Here is a 21,195-nt window from a genome sequence, read left to right as displayed (position 1 = left end):
TACCGCTCCGGGAATGTGATCAAAGAATCCCATGCGTTCAGCGCTGGGCGGCGGGAGGAGACGGCGCTCATACCCTGAACGGCCCAGAGGAGGGGACCGCTATCATGGCCAAGAATAAGACCGCAGATGATTTGGCTCGATTTGCAGAGAACGGCGAGCTTAGTCGCCGCAGCCTGCTGATCGGCGCCGCAATGCTTGCCGGAAGCGGGCTGCTGCCCGAGATCGCCCGCGCACAGGGAGCGGCCGAAATGCTGGTCGCCTGGTGGGGTTCGGATGACCGGCACCAGAAGACGTTGAAGTTGTTGAAGCTATTCGAATCCAAACATCCCGGTCTGAAGATGGATGCGCAATATGGCGGACTTATCGGCTATCAGGATAAGATTTCCACACAGTTCGCCGGCGGCAACGCTCCCGACATCATGCAGATTTCCGACAATCGCGAGGCGCTGATAGCGTCGGGCCGCTTGCTGCAATTGGACGACGCCATCGCCAGCGGAAAGATAAATCTTGCTGATGCGAATAAGAGTGTCGTTGAAACCATCAAGGTCGGCGGCAAGCTCTACAGCATTCCCTGGGGGCTGGCCTGCGGCTGCTTCTTCCTCGACACGAAAGCCTTCCAGGACGCCAATGTCGCCTTGCCCGGCCCGGACTGGACCTGGGATCAATATGCGGAGAAGGCCAAAGCGATCAACAAGGCAAGCGGCGGCAAGGTCTACGGTTCCGCCGACATTTGGGCGCCGGCCGGCACTCGCTCGCTCTATCCCTTCGAGTTCTTCCTGCGTCAGCGCGGCAAGTCGACGTTCACGACCGATGGCCAGCTCGGTTTTGAGCAGGCAGAACTGACGGAATGGTTCACCTTCTGGGACGATCTGCGCAAAGCGGGCGGCGTGCCGCCTGCCGAGATCACAGCGGCCGAAGGCGGCTACGAGACCTCGCCGATCATCACGGGCAAGGCGGCGATGTATCCCGTCAACAGCTCGATAGCATCGTCGCTGCAGGCGCTGACCAAGAACAAGCTCGTCTGCGCGGTCGTCCCGAACGGCATCAACAGCAAGGCGCTGTCCGGCCCGACATTCGGCGCCTTCATCAATGCCAGCTTACAGGTCTTCGTCAACGCCGCCACGAAGCAGAAAGATCTGGCGGTCGATTTCCTGAATTTCGTTACCAACGATCCCGATGCCGCGAAGGTCCATTTGATGGCACGTGGCGTGCCGTTGTCGGCGAAGATTGCGGAATCGATCCTGCCAGCCGTTTCGCCGATCGAGCAGAGCATGGCCGATGTCATCAAATATACCCAGAACCACTCTGCGGCTCCCGGTGTCACCTGGCCGACGACCGGGGGACAGGTGCAGGACCTGATGCAGCGCTCACATCAGGCGATTGCCTTCGGCCAAAGCAGTGTCGCCGACGCTGCCACGAAGTTCTTCGGTGAGGCCGGGATCATTTTGAACTGATGTCGTCCTCTCAACGTCAAAGCGGCATGCAAGCGGCACGGCACAGCGCGCCGCCTGCAGCGCTGACCTCATCCCCTTCAAAGGAGCGCCAGCGGCGGCGTCGAAGGCAGCTCGGCGACAACAGCTGGGGCTACCTCTTTCTCGCGCCCTGGATCATCGGCATGCTGCTATTCTTGGCAGGTCCGACGCTGGTGTCGCTCTATCTCTCCTTCACCAACTTCAACCTGCTGAACCCGCCGAAATGGATCGGGGCGATGAATTATGTCCGGCTGTTCACCATGGATAGCCGCTATCTAACCTCGCTGAGGGTGACCTTCACCTATGTTGCCTTCGCCGTACCATTGAACCTCGCCTTCGCGCTGGCGCTCGCCATGTTGCTGAACGCCAAGATCAAGGGCCTGGGGCTTTATCGGGCTGTCTACTACGTGCCGTCGCTGCTGGGCGGCAGCGTGGCGATTGCCATTCTCTGGCGGCAGGTTTTCGGTCCGAGCGGCATCGTCAGCCAGATCCTTGCGGTTTTCGGTGTCCAGGGTGCGAGCTGGGTATCCTCGCCGAATTCGGCGCTGTGGACCCTGATCATGCTGCATGTCTGGCAGTTCGGCTCGCCGATGATTATTTTTCTCGCGGGGCTGAAGCAGATCCCCAAGGAGCTCTATGAGGCCGCGGTGGTCGATGGCGCCGGCCGCTGGCAGCAGTTCCGGATGATTACCGTGCCGATGCTGACGCCAGTGATCTTCTTCAACCTGATCCTGCAGATCATCAATTCGTTCCAGGCCTTCACGCCCGCCTTCATCGTCAGCGGCGGCACCGGCGGCCCGCTCGATTCGACGCTGTTCTACACGCTCTACCTTTATCTGCAGGGGTTCGGAAATTTCCGGATGGGCTACGCATCGGCCATGGGCTGGGTCTTGCTCATCATCATCGGCGCCTTCACCGCGCTGGCATTTCTCTCCAGCAAATACTGGGTTCACTACGAGGACGAGAGGTAGTCGCGATGGCAAGCCTTGCAGGCCCGATCAAGACAAGGCGCAGACGCAGGGACTGGCGATGGCTGCTGCACGTCGTGCTTATCGTCGGCGCCTTCCTGATGCTCTATCCGCTGCTGTGGATGATCGGCAGTTCCTTCAAGCCGGAAGGAGAGATCTTCTCCAATCTCAACCCCATTCCGACGAGGCTGGATTTCTCCAATTATATCAAGGGTTGGACGCTCGGCACCGGCACGTCGTTTTCGACCTTCTTCCTCAATTCCTTCATCGTCTGCCTGGGTGCGATCGTCGGCAATCTGCTGTCCTGCTCGCTCGCGGCCTACGCTTTCGCTCGCATCAATTTCCACTTCAAAGGCATTCTCTTCGCCCTGATGATCGGCACGCTGATGCTGCCGTTTCATGTCACGGTCGTGCCGCAATACATCATTTTCAATAGGCTCGGCTGGATCAACACCTTCCTGCCGCTGATCGTGCCGAAGTTCTTCGCAGTCGATGCCTTCTTCATCTTCCTGATGGTGCAATTCATCCGCGGCATACCGTTGGAACTCGAACAGGCGGCAATGGTTGACGGCTGCAATCGTTTCCAGATCTTCACGCTGATCATCCTGCCGCTGATGATGCCGGCGCTGGTGACGACGACGATCTTCACCTTCATCTGGACTTGGAACGACTTCTTCTCGCAGCTTCTCTATTTGAATACCGAGAAGAACTACACGGTCTCGCTCGGTCTTCGGCAGTTCCTCGATGCGTCGGGGCAATCCTCTTGGGGCTCGATGTTCGCCATGACGACGCTGTCGCTGGTGCCGGTTTTCCTCGTCTTCCTGTTTTTCCAGAAGCGCCTCGTCGAAGGCATCGCAACCACGGGGCTTAAAGGGTGAGGTGGTTTGCCATGGCAAGAGCAATGGTGGAGAAATCCAATGACTGAGCGTTTGGTGGCAATCCAGGTCGGAGCCGTGTCTTTCATGGATGAAGGTGTCGGTATGGTGCTGGACACGGTGCAGGAGCGGGCAGCGGCGAATACGCTATTCCTTGCTACATCGACCTGGGACCGCGCCACCGGCGGCCGGGCGGAGCCTGGACGGCCGTTTCCCGACCATGGCGTTCGGCAATATGAACCTGACTGGCGCGGCGGCAACTACGCCAAGATCCGTCCTGAATATTACGCCAACACCATCCTGGGGCCGGCGGGCCGCGCCCCTGAATATCCCGACTGGGACATGCTGGAGACCGTCATTCCCGAGGCGAAGCGGCGGGGGATGAAAAGCTTCGCCATGATCGACGAAAGCAGCCATGCACGGCATCTGCGCAGCTATCCGAATTTTCTCAAATGCCTCGAAGTCGATATCTGGAACAAGCCGGCGCGGCGGCCCTGCTTCAACAATCCCGACTACCGCAATTGGCATCTCGGCATCATCGAGGACTACATCAAGAGCTATGAGCTTGACGGGATTATGTGGTCGTCGGAGCGCCCAAGCCCGCTCGATCGGCTGATCCAGGAGCCAACGCGGCAGGGTCTCGGCTTGATCACCTGCTATTGCAGCCACTGCAAGGCGCTCGGCGCCGAGCGCGGCATCAGTTGGCGACGCGCGCAGGAAGGTTACCGCAAGCTGGTTCTCTGGAATGCCGACATTGCCCGCGGTGCCATTCCCTCTGACGGCGCTTTCGTCACCTTCTGGCGGCTGCTGCTGACCTATCCGGAGCTGCTTTCCTGGCAAGCGCTCTGGGCTGACGGACAGCACCAGATGTATCGCGACATCTTCGGCACCGTGCGCGCCTATCGGCCGGAGATGAAGGCCGGCTGGAATATGCCGCAGAACATCACCTTCAGCCCATTCTTTCGGGCCAGCCAGAATTATGCGGATCTCAGCCATATCGCCGATTTCCTGAAGATATCGACTTACAACAACGCAGCCGGACCGCGCTTCCACACCTTCATTGCCGGTATCAGCCGCACGATCTTCGGGGATGCTGATCCGGGCCAGGTTTATCCGCTGATGTTGAAGATTTTGGGCCTGGACGAGGCACCGTATCAGGACCTGCCGAAGAACGGCTTTTCCGCCGACTATGTGAGGCGCGAAACCAAGCGGGCACTGGTCGGCGGCGAAGGGCGTTGCGTCATTTATGCCGGCATCGATGTCGATATTCCGGTCGGTCAGCCTGATGCCAGCGAGATTCCGAGGCCGGTGCTTGGCGACGCCGCCATGATCGATGCCGACGAGACTTTGGGACCCGATTTGACGCGGACCACGCCCGATCGGGTCAAGGCGGCCGTCCTTGCCGCTTTTGAAGGCGGCGCCTCCGGCGTCGTGCTCGGCCGAAAATATTCAGAGATGCGCCTCGACAATTTGACCGGCGTTCGCGCTGCCCTGGCCGAACTCGGCTGACGACGCCTGGATTTCGGGGCGACAATCTCACAGATGACATTGGAGAGATCGATGCAGAAAATAGCTCTTGGCAGAACCGGCCTGCAGGTATCGCGGATCGCGCTTGGCGGATATCCCTTCGGCGGGCTCAACCGCGCCAACAACTGGGACCCATGGTCGGAAGAGGGGCGGAAATCGGCGATCGCCACCATCAACCGCGCCCTCGATCTCGGCATCAATTATATCGACACGGCTCCCGCCTATGGCGAAGGCAATAGCGAGAGGCTGATCGGTGAGGTGATGAAGAGCCGCCGCGACGAATGCGTGCTGGCCACCAAAGTTCGTTGGGATGGCATCGGCAAGGCGGACGTCATCGCCAGCGTGCGCGACAGCCTGAAGCGCCTCAACACCGACCGCCTCGACATCGTGCAGTTTCACGGTGGTATGTTCTCGGCGGAGGAGTACGAGCACATCGTCAAGGGTGGGCCGCTCGAGGGGCTACTGGAATTGCGGGAGAAAGGCGAGATCGGCTTTATCGGACTGACGGCGGAAGAGCCGTGGACGGCGCGGCAATTCTTGAAACACAAGGAATTCGATGTCTTCCAACTCGCCTATAACTTCATCTACCAATCGGCGGCGCGGCATATTCTCAACGAGGCCAGGGCCGAAAATGTCGGCGTCGTCACCATGCGCACCATGACCTCCGGGATATTTCAGCGCGGAGTGCGTTATCTCGCACCCGATTGGCAGAAAGCGAAGGACCTTTTCCAGGTCTGCCTTGAATTCGTCCTGTCGGATAGCCGCGTCCACTCGGCCATTGTCGGGATGCGCTGGCCGGAGGAGGTCGATCTCAATGTCAAACTGGTCAACGATTTCCATCCGGCTTTCGACTTTGCGCAACTGCCCCGCATGACCGTCGATGTCTATCGGGCGCAGGATGCGGAATGACAGCGACACCGGAAAGATAGCGAGCCAGCCATGAGCGATAATCCGTTGCTGATCGATGCCTACGCCCATGTCGGCATGCCGCGTTTCCAGAGCGTCGGGGATTATGAGGGCGTGATGGCACGGGCGGGGATCGGCCGCGCGGTACTCTGTTCCTTCGACAGCAGCCCGGATTTGGCCGCCATTCACACGGCGATCAGCCGGTCGCCGGACAAATTCCGCGGTCTCGGTGTTCCTCTCGGCAACGACCGAAAGGAGATGGAGGCCGCTGTCCGCGCTCAGCTCACGGCAGGCTTCAGCGGCCTCAGATTGACGGATGAGGATGTGATCGAGCGGCCATGGCTGCTCGATATTCTCGCCGCCGAAGGTCGGATCGCTATCGTCTGCGGGCGGCCATCTGCCGACCAAACCGCCCGGGCGGTGCTCGCCAATCTCGAACGCAATCCCGACGCCATCGTGATCGGGGGACATTTCGCCGGTGTCGGCGATCCGGGAATTCTCGCTTATGGCCCCGCTGCCGCGCTCTTCGCCCATCCCCGTTTTCATGTCGTCTTCTCCCGGCACGGCGGATTTCCGGCCGCTGCCGTTCTGACCTGGGCAGAGGCAGTGGTCGCCCGGACCGGATGGAGCCGTATCCTCTGGGGTTCTGAAGCCCCCGTTATGTTCTGGCGGACGGAGACCATGCCGGAGGCGATCGACTGGGTGGAGCGGCTCTCGCCGACATTGGAGGAGCGCACCGCATTCCACGGCGGCAATGCGGCGAGGCTCTATTTCGGCCAGCCCGCCGCTATCGCGCCGCTTTTTTTGCCATTTGATCCTGAGACGCGCGCACGGTCGTTCCCGGCGACACTTTGGGCGAATGGCCTGCCGGTGGATCAGGCACTTGCAGGGCGGATGGTCCACGCCTGGCTGGAGGCCGGCGGCAAGGGAAATCTCGGCACCTTTGTGGAGAAGCTGCTCGACCATGTCTTGCCGCCCTTGCCCGTAAGCGACCGCGGCTGATACTGCCGCCATTCTGTGAATATTCCCCCGCAAATCAGCGGTTTGCAGGGAAATATTTATGTTATCGTTTCACAGCGCGGCGAACGCTGTACACCAGAATGGCAAGACAACCCAGCAGCAACAACAAACCGCCGATGAGCGGCGGCAATGCGAAAAGCTTGACCGCGCCGGCGACCACGATCACCAGGATCAGCGAGAAAGCCGCAAGGCTGCCGTCGTCGATGAACATGCCGATAAGTTCGGATATGGCGATACGGATAATGTTCATTGGGCTGCCTTTGCTGTGGGTTTGCCGACGGAGCCGCGCAGGCTGCGGATGATGGCGAAGGACGCCAGGGCAACGATCGCGAAGATCGCGATAAGCGCAAGATCTGCGCCCGGCCAGTCCGCGCCGATGCCTTCGCCGGTCCAGAAGATGCCGAAACTGGTCAACATCAGGCCGACAACGAATTTGAGTGTGTTTTCCGGCACGGTGGCGAGCGGACGATGCACCAGCAGGCCGATCAGCATAACCAGGATGAAGGCGGCCAGCGCGCCGAGGGCGGCGTAGAGCGTCAAGCCATGGGCGCCGCCGACGGCAATGACGATGAAGACCACCTCAACGCCCTCCAATAGCACTGCCTTGAAGGAGGCAAGGCCGGCGAGATAGTCGGCGCGCCGGTCCCCGGACTGTTGCCGAAGCGCCGCCGTCTCCTTGGAGAAGGCCGCTTCCTCGTCATGCAGGGCTATGACGCCGAGCGACCGCAGAATGGCTTTGCGCAGCCAGCGCATGCCGAACAGGATCAGGAGAACGCCGACCACGAATTGCAGTATAGTGATCGGCACCAGCGCCAGCAGCGGCCCGAAGATCAGGACGAGGGCGGCAAGCACGGCGAGTGCCAGCACGGCACCCGTCAGCGCCGGACGCCAGCTCCGCGTGACCCCGACTGCGAGGACGATGGTGAAGGCTTCCACGACTTCGACGAAAGAACCGAGGAAGGACGCTGTTATGGTGGAAAGAATGGGTGTGAGACTGTTCATGCAGTGAATCCTGAGTAGCGGATAGGTTTTTGATATTGCATGATCTTATCCGAAAGTCTCTCGCACCTTTCGGATAAGATCATGCTTTAGGCGGTAAGGACCACACAGCGTTCGGGCGGCAAGGAGAAGACCAACGGTGTGCCGGTGGGCATGGCCTGCGGCCAGTCGAGCCGGACGCGATGGGGTCCGATATCGATCATCAAGCGCCAGCAGCGTCCTTGGAAAGCGCTGGACTGGACAATACCCTGAAGCCGGTTGTCGGGATAGGCATCGGATGGTCGCGCGTCTTCCGGCCGAACGACCAGGAGCGCGCTGCCGCTTTGGGCACCGCCCGTGCGCAATGCTTCGGCCGGAGCATTCTCGATCTTGAAACGACCGTCGCGGGCCTCCCCCGGAACGATCGAGAAGCCACCGATGAAGCTGGCAACGAAAGCGTCCGCTGGGGCCTCATAGATGGCCTGCGGCGTATCGAACTGCGCGATGACGCCGGAGCGCATAACCGCAATACGATCCGACACGGCCATAGCCTCGGCCTGGTCATGGGTGACATAGATGACCGTTGTGGCCTCGCGGCGCACCAGCTCCATCATTTCCACCCGCATATCCTCGCGCAGCGCGGCATCGAGATTGCTGAGCGGCTCGTCGAACAGCATCAACGCGGGGCGGGCGGCAAGACAGCGGGCGATTGCCACACGCTGCTGCTGGCCGCCGGACAGTTCCGCCGGATAGCGGTTGCGATAGGCGATCAGACGAGTGACCTCGAGGGCATGATCCAGCCGCCCCGCTACTTCTGTTTCGGACAGGCGTTGTGACTGCAGCCCGAAGGACAGGTTCTGGGATACGGTCATATGCGGCCACAGGGCATAGTCCTGAAACACCATGCCAACGCGGCGCCTTTCCGGCGGCACGACGGATTGTCGGCTCCAGACGACCGTATCGTCGAACTTGACGATGCCGCTGTCCGGATTGATCAGTCCGGCGATGATGCGAAGCAGCGTCGTTTTTCCCGATCCACTGGCGCCGAGCAGCGAGACGACCTCGCCGGCAGCGATTTTCAGATCGAGATTGTCGAGCACAGGGCGGCCGCCGAGCGATTTGCAGATACCGATACAGTCCAGCGAAGCGGTCATTTTACATTGTCTCCTCTGGTGTTGCTGCCACGTTTCGGCATGAAGCGCCGTACCAGCATCCACGCCGCGGCCGCGCCGCCGCCGGCAACCGCCATCGCCATCAATGCGATGGCGCAAGCGAGGCCGTCCTGATCATGGCTGAACAGTTTCAGGATCAGCGTCGGGGCAGCGGGGCCGCTGAGCGGAATGAGCATTTGCGACATCGGCAGTTCGAAAACTGTGCGGATGAAGGTCAGGAGGAAGGCCGTCACCACGCTCAGGAAGACCAGCGGCAAGGTGATGGCAAGCAGGCGGCGCATTGCGCCCGCGCCTTGCAGTCGCGCTGCGTCGGTCAGGCTTGGTGCCAGCTGGCCAATGGCCGAAAGGATGACGACGAGGCAATAGGGCAAGGCAGCCGCGACATAGCCGGTGACCAGCAGCGAGCCGTCGCCATAGTGTGGGAACGGCCAGTCGCGGAAGCCGGGCAGGCGGTTCCAGACAAGAATATAGCCGAAGCCGAGCACGATGCCGGGAATGGCGACTGCGCCGAGCGACAGGCCGATGGCGATCGTGCGCATAAGCGAATTGGAGCGGTCGAGCCGGGCGGAGAGGAGCAGGGCGATGCCGCTCGCGATGATCGCTGTCAGGCCGGCATAGCCGAGACTGCGCAGCAGGCCCTGATTTGCCGCCGTGCCGAGGCTCAAAGCCGTCTGGACATTGACCAGCGTGAAGTTGCTCCGGTCCAGCCCCTGGCCGAGGGTCTGGCTCAATGCCCGGATGGCGACTGCGAGCAATGGCAGGACCAGTGCGAGGAAGACGACGGCGAGCGCAGCGATGGTCGCGGGCCAGCGCCAGAGACCAAGCTCATATCGGTGCGCGGGTCGCGCTCTTCCGGAGATCAGACGGGGATCGGCCCGGCGGCGCAGCATCCGGTCGGCCAGCACCACAAGCAGAACCAAAGCGAGCAGGATCAGCGCCTGTGCGCCTGCCGAAGCGAAGTCGACGGGATAATCGCTGGTCGCGGAATAGATGCCGTAGGTCAGCACGCCGAAGTTCGAGGTTCGGGCGATGGTCGAGGCAAGGCCGAAATCAGACAGCACCTCTGCAAAGGTGGCGATGATGCTGAGCGCGATGGCCGGCGCGAGCAGGGGGCCGTTGATCCGCAGCCATATTCTCAGCGGAGACGAGCCGTATAGCCGCGCCGCATCTTCGAGCTCGCTGCCGAGCCCGGCAAGCGCGCTGGCGATGATGAAGCTGGCCAAGGGGAAAAGACCGAGCGTGTGGACGAAGACCAGGCCTTCGAGCCCGAAGAAGGCATCGCTCCAGGCCTGCGGCAGAATGCCGAGCTGCGCCAGATAGCCGCCGGACGACATCAGCAGCACCCAAGCCAGCGCCTTGAGATAGGAGGGCGTCAAGAACACCAGCCAGGGCGTGACGGCGATGACGCCGCGCAGGGGCACGTTGCATCGCTGCACGAGGACAGCGAAGGCGCCGCCAAGGGCGGTGGTCGTCACGGCGACCGTTGCGGCCAGCTCCAATGAATTCAGGATCGACTGGAGAATACGCGGCGAGGCGAAAGCATGCGCCAGCGGCTCCAGACTAAAGGCGGTGCTGCCGGCTTGAACGTCGAACAGCCGCGGCATCACGGACTGGATCAGCACAAGCGCCAGGGGTAGCCCGATCAGCAGGAAGAACACGGCATAAATGGCCATCGGCCCGCAGAGACGGCCAATGAAAGCCAGCAATCCATTCGGCGACAAGCCTCTGCTGTTGGAGCCGCGGGCGAATGCCGCGGCCCCTTCATGATGCAGAACGGTCATCGTGAGCTCCGTTCGATCATGGGACGAAATGATCCTTATACCATTGCTTCCATTCGGTCTCGTGCGCGGAAGCGACCTTGTCGTCGAGGTGTACGAAGGCGACGTCGGTCTGACGGCCGGGCTTCGCCTTGACGCCGGTAATGACGGGCATGAAGAAGAAGTCGGTATCGTCGCCGTCCTGCATGGCTGCCTGGCCTTCAGCACTCGTCACGAAATCGATGAACTTGCGGGCAGCATCCATATGCGTCGTCTTGGCGCTAATGCCGAGGCCCTGCGGCAGGGCAATCGAACCCTCTGTCGGATAAACGGCAATCACGGGTTCGCCGCCGGCGATCTTTGCGAAGATGGCGCTGTCCTGGTTGATGCCGACGGAAGCATTGCCGGTCAGCACGGCCGTATTGACCTTACCGCCGCTGGAGAGGCCCGAGAGCGACTTCACGGTCAGCACCTTGCCGAGCAGATCCTTGCCGGCATCGAGACCGTTGGTCTGGAAGAAGCCTGCGAGCCACTGGTAGGCCGGACCTGAGAGGTTCGGGTCCTTGGCGGCGACGGTGCCGGCGAAATGCGCAAGATCGGCCCAGGACTTCGGCGTCTTGTCGGCGGGCACCTTCTTGGTGTTTACTTCGAGAGCCGTGGTGCTGGCGCCGGTCGGCAGGAAGGCATGGCTTGCCGGGATCAGCGACTTGCCGAAATCGGTGAAGGCCGCCTTGTCATAAACATCGCCCGGGATCGGCTGCAGGACGTGATCCGACGCCATGCGTTCCATCACGGCCGAGCCATCCAGCCAGACGATATCGAATTGCGGGTTGTTGCCTTCGGCGGCGATCTTGCCAAGCACTTCGCCGGTGCTGCCGGGCTCGACGACATCGACCTTGAGGCCGGTCTTGGCTTCGAAAGCCTTGGCTACCTTGCCGCTGAAATCGAGCGCATCGTACAGCACCAGGTCTGCGGAAAAGGCCGGGGCGGCTGCGCATGTCACCGCTACACTCAGCGCAAGTCCAGCTATAGTTTTAGTAAGCATTTATTTCTCCCGTACTCGTTAGAGAGGATATAATTACTGCGATTTTATACTATAATTCTTTTTTGAAGCATTTATGTATGCGGATGATTACTTCGCTATTTCTTTTTCTTCGTGCCGCGTTTTTTCCATGCCTTGTCGATGGAGCCGCGCAAGACGCTAAGCTGGTCGAGGCTGTCGAAGGCAGCTTCCTGACAGCGACCCGCCAGTCCGACGATCATGGCTTCGATCAGCACCATGGTACCGCCATGCATCGCGAGATGATCGGCCTTGCCGCGTGGAATAGGGATAATTTCCGCCACCTTGTCGGCGACCAGTGGGCCGAGATTGTCGCTGATCAGGATCACCGGCACGTCATGCCGGGCGGCCTGGTCGAGCACGACCTCGACTTCGCGATAAAGCGGCGCATAGGCCATCATCAAAACGGCATCGCCCTTGCCGAGCCAGAGAAGACGGTCCGCCAAGGCAACGCCTGATGCAGAGAGCGAACTGGTGGGCAGTCCGATGCGATTGAATTGCAGGCTGGAATAATCCGCCATGGCGCCGGAGGGGCCGATACCGAAGACATGACGCCTCGCTGCGCCTGCCAGAATATCGATCGCGCGCTCAAAGCTCGCGGCGATCTCCGGACGCCGCAGGACGTCCAGCACACTCTCGTGGATGCCGATGACGTGATGAAGAGCGCCAGCGGCATCGCCGCCCGTCTCGGCAAGTGTCCGTTCCAGGCGATTGCCGGGCGACGTCGTCCCGGTGAGCTCCGAGAGCATGGCTGCGCGAAGCGCCGAGAGGCTTTCGAAGCCGAGCGCGCGGGCGGTACGCACAACGGTCGCATCGCTGGCGCCGGCAAGCTGGGCGATCTGGGCGGCTGAACTTAGCAGCACCATCTGCTTCTGGTCGACAAAGAAACGGGCCACGCGTTGTTCAGCGGGCGCAAGGTCCTCAAGCACGGCGAGAATCTGAGCGTCGAATGTCGCCTGCGGCTGGGTGTCCGTTGTCATGGCGGTTTGCCTTTGAGATTTGTACGTAGCAAACGCTACCGATATCGATATAGGTAATGTTTGTTACATCAGCATGACAATGATGAGACAGCCGGGCGAGCCATTGGTGCCGCCGCGATCGGCGAGCCACGCAAGGTCCATGCAACAATTGCTGCGCCTGAGATTTCGCGGACTCCTGGGCGATATCGGAAGCCGTATTCGGGATCACGTTTCGGTGCTTCGCGCACCCATATGTAACAAAATCCGCGTCCGTGCCGTATTATTTATCGGACAGGTGATCGTCCCCTTTATGGGAGGCTCCAGCAATGTTGAACAGACGACTATTCCTCATCGCGGCTGCGCTCGGTGCGGTCGCGACTCGACTTGGTCTGGGATCGGGCCCCGCCGTTGCGGCCGGGAAATTTCCCGTCATTCACACCGACGAAGAATGGCACAAGCTGCTGACGTCGGACCAATATGACGTTCTGCGCGGGGAGGGTACGGAATATCCTTTTTCCAGCGCGCTGCTGCATGAAGAACGCAAGGGCAATTTCGCCTGTGCCGGCTGCCAGCAGGATGTCTTCTCTTCAAGTGCTAAGTTCGACAGCGGCACCGGCTGGCCGAGCTTTTGGGCGCCGATCGCCGACGCGGTCGGTACGACAGAGGATCATTCCTTCGGCATGGCGCGCACGGCGGTGCATTGTAGCCGCTGCGGCGGCCATCTCGGCCATGTCTTTCCAGACGGGCCAAAGCCGACGGGCCTGCGCTACTGCATCAACGGCGTAGCCATGACATTCCACCCGGTCTCGGCCTGATCGCTGAGAGTTGAGCCCTTCAGCCGCAAAGGTTGGGTCTCAGGCGTTGCCGCTTATTTCCGCCCGTACCGCCGGGATAACTTTCTGGCCGTAAAGTTCGATGCAGCGCATTAGTTTCCGATGGCTGAGCGTGCCGGCGCTGTATTTCAACTGGAAGCGGCTGACGCCGAGCGTCTTGATGACCGGCGCGAGCTTTGCGGCGACCGTTTCGGGTGAGCCGACATAGAGCGAGCCGTTTTCGATCTCGGTTTCGAATTCTTCGCGCGTCATCGGCGGCCAGCCGCGCTCGTGGCCGATGCGGTCACGCATCGCCTTGTAGCTGGGCCACAATTCTTCGCGGGCCTGATCGTCGGTGTCGGCTATATAACCCGGCGAATGGATGCCGATCGGCTGAACCGTTCCGCCCAATTGCGCGAACGCCCTATGATAGAGATCGATATAGGGCTGAAAGCGGTAGGGGCTGCCGCCGATGATCGCCAGCATCAGCGGCAGATTATATTGCGCGGCGCGGACGACCGAAGCCGGACTTCCGCCGACGCCGATCCATGTTTTCAGATGGCCTTTTTCGATCGTCGGAAAGACCCGTTGATTGCTGAGTGGTGGGCGGATCGTTCCCTTCCAGTTGACCGGTTCATTGGAAAGCAGGGCGGCGAAAAGGTCGAGCTTTTCCTCGAACAGCTTTTCATATTGGGATAGCTCGAAGCCGAACAACGGGAAAGATTCGGTGAACGAACCGCGGCCGAGGATCACTTCGGCGCGCCCGTTCGACGCCGCGTCCAGGCTGGAAAAACGCTGAAAGACGCGGATCGGATCATCGGAACTGAGAACGGTAACGGCCGATCCAAGATGGATGTGTGACGTGCGACCTGCAATCGCCGCCAGCACGGTGTCCGGAGAGGAGACGGCGAAATCCTGGCGATGATGTTCGCCGATGCCGAAAAAATCGATCCCGAGCTGGTCCGCAAGCACGCCTTCCTCGATGACGTTGCGGATGACCTGTGCGTGGGATTCCGGTTTCCCGTTCTCGTCGTGAGTGACATCGCCGAAAGTATCGAGCCCGAATTCGATAATACCTGCCGCCATGATTTTTCCATCGCCTATCGCAATTGTGTTTGGCAGGCATTTATCTGCGTACTCCCATGTGAACTACCCGCAAAGTTTCTAGGGTTCCGTTCGAAGAATTCGATATGGCCATGGTGGCAGTACAGACAGGGGCACCTATGAATTCGCGGTGATGCGTTGCGTTTGGCGGGGCCGCCGTCGATAGTGTGCCCGGCATTCGATTGCAGGTGCAAGAAGGAGGAAGCGCATGCCGGAGCTGAAAAAAGTCAATCTCACGAAGGCCTTTGCGGCGTTCAGCGAGACCTGGAGCCCGCGGATCGGCGGCGACATCAATGATTTTCAGATCAAACTCGTCAAACTCGAAGGTGCTTTTCATTGGCATCATCACGACGAGGAGGACGAGTTGTTCCTCGTTGTCAAAGGCACGCTTCGCATGAAGCTACGTGAAGAGAATGGTGGCGATATCATCCTGGGCCCCGGCGAATACATCATCGTGCCGCATGGCGTCGAACATTGTCCGACCGCAGAACCGACATGCGAGGTCTTGCTGCTGGAGAGGAATACGACGCTCAATACCGGCAATGTGGAAAACGAGCGGACGATACGTCAGCCGGCTCGGCTTTGAGCGGTACGAGGCGAATTGCGGTCTCGGTTTGGCGAGACCGCAATTCGGGTTCGAGGCTGACAGCCATCAATTCAATTGGGCCAGCTTGTTCAGCGGACGACGGCATTCGGCGAACACATCCAGGCTGGGATCGTAGACCTTCGTTGCAACATCCATCAGGCCGAGGACGCTGTGGAAGATGTTGTCGTGCGAATAGGTGCCGTCAGCGGCACGTTTTGCCAGGCAGGCCATGTCATAGCCGCCAGTCTTCGCCAGATCGCCGGCCAGCCAGACCAGGAACGGTACATGGGTTTGTTGAGACGGAGCGATGATATAGGGCGTACCATGCAGGTAGATCCCATTCTCGCCGAGCGACTCGCCATGATCCGAGAAGTACACGACTGCGCCGGACAGCGAGTTTGAACGCTGCTTCAATTTGTCGATCACCGCCGAAACGATATGGTCTGTGTAGAGGATCGTATTGTCGTAGGCGTTGGTGATCTCTTCCGGCGTGCAACTGCCGAAATCATTGGCGCGGCAATCGGGCGTGAATCGGCGGAACTCATCGGGGTAGCGCTGGTAGTAGGCGGGGCCGTGACTGCCAAGCTGGTGCAGCACGAGGACGCTGTCTCCTTTGACGTGATCAAGCCAATTGTCGACCTTGTCCACCAGGATCGCATCCAGGCATTCACCATCCTTGCAGAAGCGAGGATCGGCCGATGTCGGCAGATAGGCGTAGGAAACGCGGTCGGTGACGTGATAGCTGCCGGTATCATTGTCCAGCCAGGTGACGTCCACTTTGGCGTGGGTCAGCACATCGAGCAGGTTCTGCGTCTCCAGGCTTTTCAGATGGGTATATTGCGCCCGGGTATAGACGGAGAACAGGCAGGGAATCGAGGTTGCCGTCGCAGTTCCGCAACTGCTGGTGTTGGGGAAATAAACGACATTCTGTTTTGCCAATTCCGGATTGGTCATCTTGCCATAGCCGCCGAGTGAAAAATTTTGGGCTCGCGCGGTTTCGCCGGCAACGATGATCGTCACGCGCGGCTTGCCGTTGTCGGCCGTGCCAACCCTGTGGGCATCCGTGCCCAGAGGCTGCGCGACGATGCTTGAATCCTTTCGCGAGTTGATGGCGTAGCGCACGGCGCTGGTGATCGGCATGACTGGATTGAGCATATCCACCAGATCGGGGTGCGCGCGGCCGACACCGGCGAACGTCTTGTAGAAACTGGTGCCAGCAACCACGAAAATGGCGACGCAGGAGAGTATGACAGCGGTATTATAGCCAAGCTTCTTGAGGATGGGGCGATGGACGATGCGCACCCCGGCAATCACCAGAGACGGCAAAATACCCGTCAGCAGCACATGCGTTGCGAAGCGCAGCGTGATCAGGTGACCTGCCTCCGCACCCGTCGATACCGCCGCATTGCGGATCATTTCCTTGTCGATGATGACGCCGAACTGATCGTTGAACCACGAGGACACCGACGCCACGAGAACGAAGAAGATCAAAGTCGGCTTTGTGGCGTATTTGGCGGAAAAAAACGTGAAGAGCGCCATGATCGCGGCAGAGATCCCGATGGCGAAGGCGGCGAAGGCGGCAGGCTCAGCAACAAAATAGCCGTAAGACTTGGTCCAAAACGTCTGATTTGTCACAAGAAGGATATAAAGAGTGGTTATGAGGCAAAGAGTAACGCTGCCGATTGCTGGCCGGACACCCTGTCGGCCAGGCTGAGTATTATTGTTGTTCAAAGGTTTTCTCCAAGGCGTTTCCTGCAAGGCGGGTCCGGGAACCGGAGCATGCGCAGGACGCTGCTTTGACTAAATAAGCGCGGGACCGTGTCCGCCGTTCCTGACATTTACCTGAATGAGCCTTCCTTTTGCACTGCTGTTTGGCGGTTGTTTGGCAGCCAATTTCCGTTATCTACGCTTTTCGCCGTGCGGCCGCACGGATTTCAGGTCGCCGTCAGAAATCCCGATCATACCTTCACTCTTAAAATAAGGGAGAAATCGTGAGGGTTTTGCTGGTCGAAGACAACGCCACTATCGGCAATGCAGTGCAGGATCATTTGCTTGCCGAAGGCTGGACGGCCGATTGGTCGATGGACCTTCGGTCCGCAACGGTGGCGGTTGTCGCCGAAGCTTATGACGTGGTTCTCCTAGATCTTCGCCTGCCGGATGGAAGTGGCCTGGACCTGCTGAAACAAATGACGGCGAAGGGCGATTCCACGCCTGTCATTATCATGTCCGCTTATGATCAGCTATCGGATCAAATGGCCGGAATGGACATCGGCGCGACTGATTATCTCATAAAGCCGTTCGGCCTTGGCGAACTCACGGCCCGCATCCGCAAAGCAATAACATCGTCAAGCGCCGGAAAATCGAGGAAACACCGGCCGAGCATTCTTCCCCAAACCGGCTGACCGGCGCGGAGCAGTGCAGTTTTCAAGGTTGCTGCAGCGATCTGGAGTTGAAGACTTCGAAGGCAGTCAATACGGCTGCAAAAATTACCAGTGACGAAAGCCAACCCAGCACCGCATCAGACAGATAGTGGGCGCCAGTCAGAACGCGCATCGTCGGCATCATGATCGATACCGCGGCTAATGGCACTCCCAGAGGAAGACGCCAGCGCGGCGGCAGCAGCAGGATGAGACAGAGAAGCCATCCGGCTGATGACGCCTCTCCAGAAATGAAGGAACAATTCCTGAGGCATTTTCCCGCAAACGAGCCCGCCTGAGCAAAATCCATCGCTCCGCCAAAAGATTGGTATCGCGGGGGCGCGGTCGGCCGGAATATGCCTTTAGTATCATGTTGACGATGAGGCCACAGCCGACGGCCAATGACAACAGCGCCACTATGCACTGGTCGATTTTCGGCGTGCGCCAATGGGATCCGCCAAGCTTCCTCCAGGAGAGAAAGGGGACCGCGAGCAGCACAACGATCGCGACATAGGGCAAGGCGAGCGTGATGGTGCGCAGCAAAACGAAGAGCCGATATTTGTCATAGGCAAACTTGCCGCAGACCTCGCCCGCCGAATCCGTCGATGTACAAGGCGCATTCGTAAAGACGCTGCGAGCGACGGAAAGATCGATCTGGGGAAACCTGTTGAAGAGGAGAAGCAGCAAACACCAAAATGCAAAGAGCGCGACGAACCAGGCAAGCGGCTTGCCGAACGATGTCGCTCGTTTTGGGTAAGCAGCATAGTCGTCATACATCAGGAAACGCCGTTTTCCGTCATCGCATATAGGGATGCTAGGAGGGTCTATCGGCCACCCGCTGAAGGGCGCAGACGATCTCCGTTGCGCTCATTACGGGAGAAATCTGACAGTAACCTGAAACATAAAATGCTTAGGAAGCGCGGTTTGTCCTCTCAAGAGGCGACGACCGGATCGCGCCCGTCACCTGCCGTGTCGGACACGATAACCCGTGGCATGCTATGCCGACGGAGCACCTACGGGCGGTGCAAAATGCACCCGCCTGGCGTTGTCGCGTCGATTGACCTAATCGTCACTCGCCGGTCTGGAAATAGGCCTCGAGGCGATAGCCGTCGGGGTCGATGACGAAGGCCGCGTAGTAGAATTGGCTGTAGTCCGGCCGGATGCCCGGTTTGCCATTGTCTTCGCCGCCATTGGCAAGCCCGGCGGCGTAGAAGGCGTCGACCGCCGCCTTGCTCGGCGCGACGAAGCAGAAATGCAGTCCGGAGCCGCGATCCGCCGGAACTGGCCGCTCCACTTCCATGACCCAGAATTGCGCCCGCTCCGCACCGTAGCCGATCGTGCCGTCGAAATTCGACAGACGCTCATAGCCGAGCGGCGCTAGTGCCGCATCATAGAATTGCCGGGCTCTTTCCACGCTTTTGACACCAATCGAGATGTGATCGAACATAAAATACAGGGCTCCGTTTGTCCGCTTCCGCGGCTCCATGCCTGCCAAGGCTGAGGGTATGCCCCCTTCAAATCCAATGGCGATGGCGTTGTTTCCAACCATCTTTCAACGACCGTTCGAAGTCAATGAAGAGCTGCCCGGGCGCCTGTTCGGGTCCTGTGCATGAAGCCTCGGTTCCCGGCGTTCTGCAGCTTGTCTGCAGGCGCGGAATTGATAGGGTGGGGTGCCTGCGGCTCAGAAAAAATTTCAGGCTTTCGCGGGGCGTTCGATCGATCGGCTTGATCCTCGGAATCGAGTTGGAATCTCGCCCACGCATTTTTTTCAGATTGCCTGTCGATTTCCGAAGGATCGCTTCGTCGTCATAGTGAGCGAGACAATTCCGCGGCAATGGCGCCAGCGGCTCGCCTCGAAAGGAACGGTCAAATGCGTTTCATGTCTATCATCTCTTCCGCTCAAGTCGGAATGCCGACGCCAGAACTCATGGAAGCCATTGGTAAGCTCGCAGATCGCGAGATCAAGGCCGGCCGCATGATCGACACCGCCGGACTTATGCCGATGGAAACCGGAGTCCGCGTCAGCATCAAAGACAGAAAGATCGTCGTCGTGGATGGCCCGTTCGTCGAGGCCAAGGAAGTGGTCGGCGGCTACGCAATCTTCGAATTCCAGAACAAGGAGGAGGCGTTGGCACTGACGGTCGAATTCATGCAGCTCCACATAGATCACATGCCAGGCTGGGAAGGCACGTGCGAGGTTCGCCCGTTCTTCCCGCCGGATATGAACCCATGCAGCACGCACTCGGTCGTGGTTGAGGTCGCTTGAAGCTAGCAGCCGAAAGAGGGGATAGGCGGCCGTGACGGCCGCCAACGCCCATCGCACGATCCTGGCCGTCTGGCGGATCGAGCAGCCCAGGCTGATCACCAGCCTGGCAAGGATGCTGCGCGACGTGCCGTTGGCCGAAGACCTGACTCAAGAGGCGCTGTTGGCAGCGCTGGAACGCTGGCCCGAGACGGGCGTCCCGGAAAGACCCGGCGCATGGCTGATGGCGACCGCCAAGCGCCGGGCGCTGGATCATCTGCGCCGCCGCCAGATGCTTGAGCGCAAGCATGAGATGATCGCCCTGGAAATGGATGAGGAGCAGCAGGCCATGCCCGATGTAGATGCTGCCCTGGACGATGACATAGGTGACGAGATGCTCCGTCTCGTCTTCACCGCCTGCCATCCGTTGATATCGCGAGAGGCCCGCGTCGCATTGGCGTTGCGGATGATTTGCGGCTTGACGACAGAGGAGATCGCGAGGGCTTTTCTGCTGCCGGAGGCGACGATCGCCCAGCGCATCGTGCGCGCCAAAAGAACGCTTTCGGAATCGGGGCTGGCTTATGAGACACCCTGCGGCGAGGAGCTCGGACAACGGCTCGCCTCCGTGCTGGAGGTCGTCTATCTGATTTTCAACGAGGGCTACACAGCAGCGCGCGGCGAGGACTGGCTGCGGCCGCAGCTCTGCAACGAAGCACTGCGGATGGGCCGCATCCTCACCTCCATCGCGCCGAACGAGCCCGAAGCGCATGCGTTGTTGGCACTGATGGAACTAAATGCCTCGCGCACCGCAGCGCGTACGGACGCAGCCGGCGAGCCGATCCTCCTACTGGAACAAAACCGCGCCCTTTGGGACCAGCTCCAGATCCGGCGAGGACTGCGGGCACTTGCACGGGCGCGGGACCTCGGCGGCGCGGGCGGAGCTTACGCATTGCAGGCGGCAATCGTCGCCTGCCACGCGGAAGCTCGAACGGCCGATGCGACCGATTGGGCGCGGATTGCCGGGCTTTATGGCGAGCTGACGGCGATTGTGCCTTCGCCGATCATCGAACTCAATCGTGCGGTCGCGGTTGGCATGGCTGAAGGACCGGAGGCGGGGCTGGCTATCGTCGATCGGCTTGCAGACGAGCCGGCGCTCAGGGGATATCACCTGCTGCCGAGCGTTCGCGGCGATCTGCTCCATAAGCTGGCCCGCCACGGGGAGGCGAAAGCTGCTTTCGAAGCGGCCACCGCACTTGCCGGGAACCAGCGGGAGCGTGACCTGCTGATGCGACGTGCCGCTGAGGCGGCATCGCTGTCGTCATGACTGTATTCGCCGGACA

21 protein-coding genes are annotated in these 21,195 nt (G+C 60.1%); 11 read left to right on the top strand and 10 right to left on the bottom strand.

Annotation, left to right across the window (positions count from 1 at the left end; genetic code table 11):
* Positions 1-104: 104 nt before the first annotated feature.
* Genes CCGE525_RS15465 through CCGE525_RS15440 form a run of 6 tightly spaced genes read left to right on the top strand, consistent with a single transcriptional unit; the run spans position 105 to position 6,750 of the window.
* The gene (locus CCGE525_RS15465; protein WP_162950192.1) at positions 105-1,454 is read left to right on the top strand and encodes an ABC transporter substrate-binding protein; all 1,350 of its coding nucleotides are present in this window, start codon (positions 105-107) and stop codon (positions 1,452-1,454) included.
* Between the two features lie 26 nt (positions 1,455-1,480).
* The gene (locus tag CCGE525_RS15460) at positions 1,481-2,443 is read left to right on the top strand and encodes a carbohydrate ABC transporter permease (protein WP_205587473.1); all 963 of its coding nucleotides are present in this window, start codon (positions 1,481-1,483) and stop codon (positions 2,441-2,443) included.
* A gap of 5 nt (positions 2,444-2,448) precedes the next feature.
* Positions 2,449-3,318, top strand: a complete 870-nt coding sequence (locus CCGE525_RS15455) for a carbohydrate ABC transporter permease (RefSeq protein WP_120705047.1) — start codon at positions 2,449-2,451, stop codon at positions 3,316-3,318.
* Positions 3,319-3,357: 39 nt separating this feature from the next.
* Positions 3,358-4,824 carry a hypothetical protein gene (locus CCGE525_RS15450; RefSeq protein WP_120705046.1) on the top strand — a complete coding sequence of 489 codons (1,467 nt, stop codon included), beginning with the start codon at positions 3,358-3,360 and terminating at the stop codon, positions 4,822-4,824.
* A gap of 51 nt (positions 4,825-4,875) precedes the next feature.
* A complete protein-coding gene (locus CCGE525_RS15445) occupies positions 4,876-5,751 on the top strand; it encodes an aldo/keto reductase (RefSeq protein ID WP_162950191.1) in 876 nt (291 codons plus the stop codon).
* Between the two features lie 30 nt (positions 5,752-5,781).
* A complete protein-coding gene (locus tag CCGE525_RS15440; RefSeq protein ID WP_120705044.1) occupies positions 5,782-6,750 on the top strand; it encodes an amidohydrolase family protein in 969 nt (322 codons plus the stop codon).
* 61 nt (positions 6,751-6,811) lie between these two features.
* On the opposite strand, the gene CCGE525_RS15435 is transcribed toward CCGE525_RS15440, so the two are convergent.
* From CCGE525_RS15435 to CCGE525_RS15410, 6 genes are all read right to left on the bottom strand, one after another.
* A complete protein-coding gene (locus tag CCGE525_RS15435) occupies positions 6,812-7,018 on the bottom strand; it encodes a hypothetical protein (protein WP_120705043.1) in 207 nt (68 codons plus the stop codon).
* Positions 7,015-7,770 (bottom strand): COG4280 domain-containing protein, encoded by a 756-nt coding sequence (locus CCGE525_RS15430; protein WP_120705042.1) that lies wholly within the window; start codon positions 7,768-7,770, stop codon positions 7,015-7,017. The genes CCGE525_RS15435 and CCGE525_RS15430 overlap by 4 nt, the downstream gene beginning before the upstream one ends.
* Positions 7,771-7,856: 86 nt before the next feature.
* Positions 7,857-8,900 carry an ABC transporter ATP-binding protein gene (locus CCGE525_RS15425; RefSeq protein ID WP_120705041.1) on the bottom strand — a complete coding sequence of 348 codons (1,044 nt, stop codon included), beginning with the start codon at positions 8,898-8,900 and terminating at the stop codon, positions 7,857-7,859.
* Positions 8,897-10,699 carry an ABC transporter permease gene (locus CCGE525_RS15420; RefSeq protein WP_120705040.1) on the bottom strand — a complete coding sequence of 601 codons (1,803 nt, stop codon included), beginning with the start codon at positions 10,697-10,699 and terminating at the stop codon, positions 8,897-8,899. Before CCGE525_RS15420 ends, CCGE525_RS15425 begins: the two co-directional genes overlap by 4 nt.
* Before the next feature lie 16 nt (positions 10,700-10,715).
* Positions 10,716-11,720 carry an ABC transporter substrate-binding protein gene (locus CCGE525_RS15415; protein ID WP_120705039.1) on the bottom strand — a complete coding sequence of 335 codons (1,005 nt, stop codon included), beginning with the start codon at positions 11,718-11,720 and terminating at the stop codon, positions 10,716-10,718.
* Between the two features lie 95 nt (positions 11,721-11,815).
* A complete protein-coding gene (locus CCGE525_RS15410; RefSeq protein ID WP_120705038.1) occupies positions 11,816-12,715 on the bottom strand; it encodes a MurR/RpiR family transcriptional regulator in 900 nt (299 codons plus the stop codon).
* A 305-nt stretch (positions 12,716-13,020) separates the two neighbouring features.
* On the opposite strand from CCGE525_RS15410, the gene msrB reads away from it, so the two are divergent.
* Positions 13,021-13,509 carry a peptide-methionine (R)-S-oxide reductase MsrB gene (msrB, locus tag CCGE525_RS15405; protein ID WP_120705037.1) on the top strand — a complete coding sequence of 163 codons (489 nt, stop codon included), beginning with the start codon at positions 13,021-13,023 and terminating at the stop codon, positions 13,507-13,509.
* A gap of 39 nt (positions 13,510-13,548) precedes the next feature.
* On the opposite strand, the gene CCGE525_RS15400 is transcribed toward msrB, so the two are convergent.
* A complete protein-coding gene (locus tag CCGE525_RS15400; protein WP_120705036.1) occupies positions 13,549-14,592 on the bottom strand; it encodes an LLM class flavin-dependent oxidoreductase in 1,044 nt (347 codons plus the stop codon).
* Positions 14,593-14,818: 226 nt separating this feature from the next.
* Here CCGE525_RS15400 and CCGE525_RS15395 point away from each other — a divergent pair, with 226 nt between their 5' ends.
* Positions 14,819-15,196, top strand: a complete 378-nt coding sequence (locus tag CCGE525_RS15395) for a cupin domain-containing protein (RefSeq protein ID WP_120705035.1) — start codon at positions 14,819-14,821, stop codon at positions 15,194-15,196.
* Positions 15,197-15,262: 66 nt separating this feature from the next.
* Here CCGE525_RS15395 and CCGE525_RS15390 read toward each other — a convergent pair whose 3' ends face one another.
* The gene (locus tag CCGE525_RS15390; RefSeq protein ID WP_205587399.1) at positions 15,263-16,927 is read right to left on the bottom strand and encodes a phosphoethanolamine transferase; all 1,665 of its coding nucleotides are present in this window, start codon (positions 16,925-16,927) and stop codon (positions 15,263-15,265) included.
* 260 nt (positions 16,928-17,187) lie between these two features.
* Here CCGE525_RS15390 and CCGE525_RS15385 point away from each other — a divergent pair, with 260 nt between their 5' ends.
* The gene (locus tag CCGE525_RS15385; RefSeq protein ID WP_120705033.1) at positions 17,188-17,598 is read left to right on the top strand and encodes a response regulator; all 411 of its coding nucleotides are present in this window, start codon (positions 17,188-17,190) and stop codon (positions 17,596-17,598) included.
* A gap of 22 nt (positions 17,599-17,620) precedes the next feature.
* Here CCGE525_RS15385 and CCGE525_RS38970 read toward each other — a convergent pair whose 3' ends face one another.
* Together CCGE525_RS38970 and CCGE525_RS15375 are read right to left on the bottom strand one after the other, a co-directional pair.
* Positions 17,621-17,923 carry a phosphatase PAP2 family protein gene (locus CCGE525_RS38970; RefSeq protein ID WP_342637427.1) on the bottom strand — a complete coding sequence of 101 codons (303 nt, stop codon included), beginning with the start codon at positions 17,921-17,923 and terminating at the stop codon, positions 17,621-17,623.
* A gap of 759 nt (positions 17,924-18,682) precedes the next feature.
* A complete protein-coding gene (locus tag CCGE525_RS15375) occupies positions 18,683-19,060 on the bottom strand; it encodes a VOC family protein (protein ID WP_120706430.1) in 378 nt (125 codons plus the stop codon).
* Between the two features lie 423 nt (positions 19,061-19,483).
* On the opposite strand from CCGE525_RS15375, the gene CCGE525_RS15370 reads away from it, so the two are divergent.
* Complete coding sequence (locus CCGE525_RS15370) at positions 19,484-19,879, top strand: YciI family protein (RefSeq protein WP_120705032.1); 396 nt, start codon at positions 19,484-19,486, stop codon at positions 19,877-19,879.
* A gap of 31 nt (positions 19,880-19,910) precedes the next feature.
* Entirely contained in the window at positions 19,911-21,179 is a 1,269-nt protein-coding gene (locus CCGE525_RS15365; RefSeq protein ID WP_120705031.1) for an RNA polymerase sigma factor, read from the top strand.
* Positions 21,180-21,195: the final 16 nt, after the last annotated feature.

Source organism: Rhizobium jaguaris (assembly GCF_003627755.1).
Classification (GTDB): domain Bacteria; phylum Pseudomonadota; class Alphaproteobacteria; order Rhizobiales; family Rhizobiaceae; genus Rhizobium; species Rhizobium jaguaris.
Note: the sequence above shows the minus strand (reverse complement) of the source record. Positions and strands in the feature narration are given on the sequence as shown.

Bases quoted from the DNA above. Each gene is read 5' to 3' on its own strand.
- CCGE525_RS15395 (WP_120705035.1), top strand. From the start codon at position 14,819: ATGCCGGAGCTGAAAAAAGTCAATCTCACGAAGGCCTTTGCGGCGTTC.
- CCGE525_RS15420 (WP_120705040.1), bottom strand. From the start codon at position 10,699: ATGACCGTTCTGCATCATGAAGGGGCCGCGGCATTCGCCCGCGGCTCC.
- msrB (WP_120705037.1), top strand. From the start codon at position 13,021: ATGTTGAACAGACGACTATTCCTCATCGCGGCTGCGCTCGGTGCGGTC.
- CCGE525_RS15445 (WP_162950191.1), top strand. From the start codon at position 4,876: ATGCAGAAAATAGCTCTTGGCAGAACCGGCCTGCAGGTATCGCGGATC.
- CCGE525_RS15455 (WP_120705047.1), top strand. From the start codon at position 2,449: ATGGCAAGCCTTGCAGGCCCGATCAAGACAAGGCGCAGACGCAGGGAC.
- CCGE525_RS15400 (WP_120705036.1), bottom strand. From the start codon at position 14,592: ATGGCGGCAGGTATTATCGAATTCGGGCTCGATACTTTCGGCGATGTC.
- CCGE525_RS15440 (WP_120705044.1), top strand. From the start codon at position 5,782: ATGAGCGATAATCCGTTGCTGATCGATGCCTACGCCCATGTCGGCATG.
- CCGE525_RS15465 (WP_162950192.1), top strand. From the start codon at position 105: ATGGCCAAGAATAAGACCGCAGATGATTTGGCTCGATTTGCAGAGAAC.
- CCGE525_RS15450 (WP_120705046.1), top strand. From the start codon at position 3,358: ATGACTGAGCGTTTGGTGGCAATCCAGGTCGGAGCCGTGTCTTTCATG.
- CCGE525_RS15410 (WP_120705038.1), bottom strand. From the start codon at position 12,715: ATGACAACGGACACCCAGCCGCAGGCGACATTCGACGCTCAGATTCTC.
- CCGE525_RS15370 (WP_120705032.1), top strand. From the start codon at position 19,484: ATGCGTTTCATGTCTATCATCTCTTCCGCTCAAGTCGGAATGCCGACG.
- CCGE525_RS15415 (WP_120705039.1), bottom strand. From the start codon at position 11,720: ATGCTTACTAAAACTATAGCTGGACTTGCGCTGAGTGTAGCGGTGACA.
- CCGE525_RS38970 (WP_342637427.1), bottom strand. From the start codon at position 17,923: ATGGATTTTGCTCAGGCGGGCTCGTTTGCGGGAAAATGCCTCAGGAAT.
- CCGE525_RS15435 (WP_120705043.1), bottom strand. From the start codon at position 7,018: ATGAACATTATCCGTATCGCCATATCCGAACTTATCGGCATGTTCATC.
- CCGE525_RS15425 (WP_120705041.1), bottom strand. From the start codon at position 8,900: ATGACCGCTTCGCTGGACTGTATCGGTATCTGCAAATCGCTCGGCGGC.
- CCGE525_RS15460 (WP_205587473.1), top strand. From the start codon at position 1,481: ATGCAAGCGGCACGGCACAGCGCGCCGCCTGCAGCGCTGACCTCATCC.
- CCGE525_RS15375 (WP_120706430.1), bottom strand. From the start codon at position 19,060: ATGTTCGATCACATCTCGATTGGTGTCAAAAGCGTGGAAAGAGCCCGG.
- CCGE525_RS15430 (WP_120705042.1), bottom strand. From the start codon at position 7,770: ATGAACAGTCTCACACCCATTCTTTCCACCATAACAGCGTCCTTCCTC.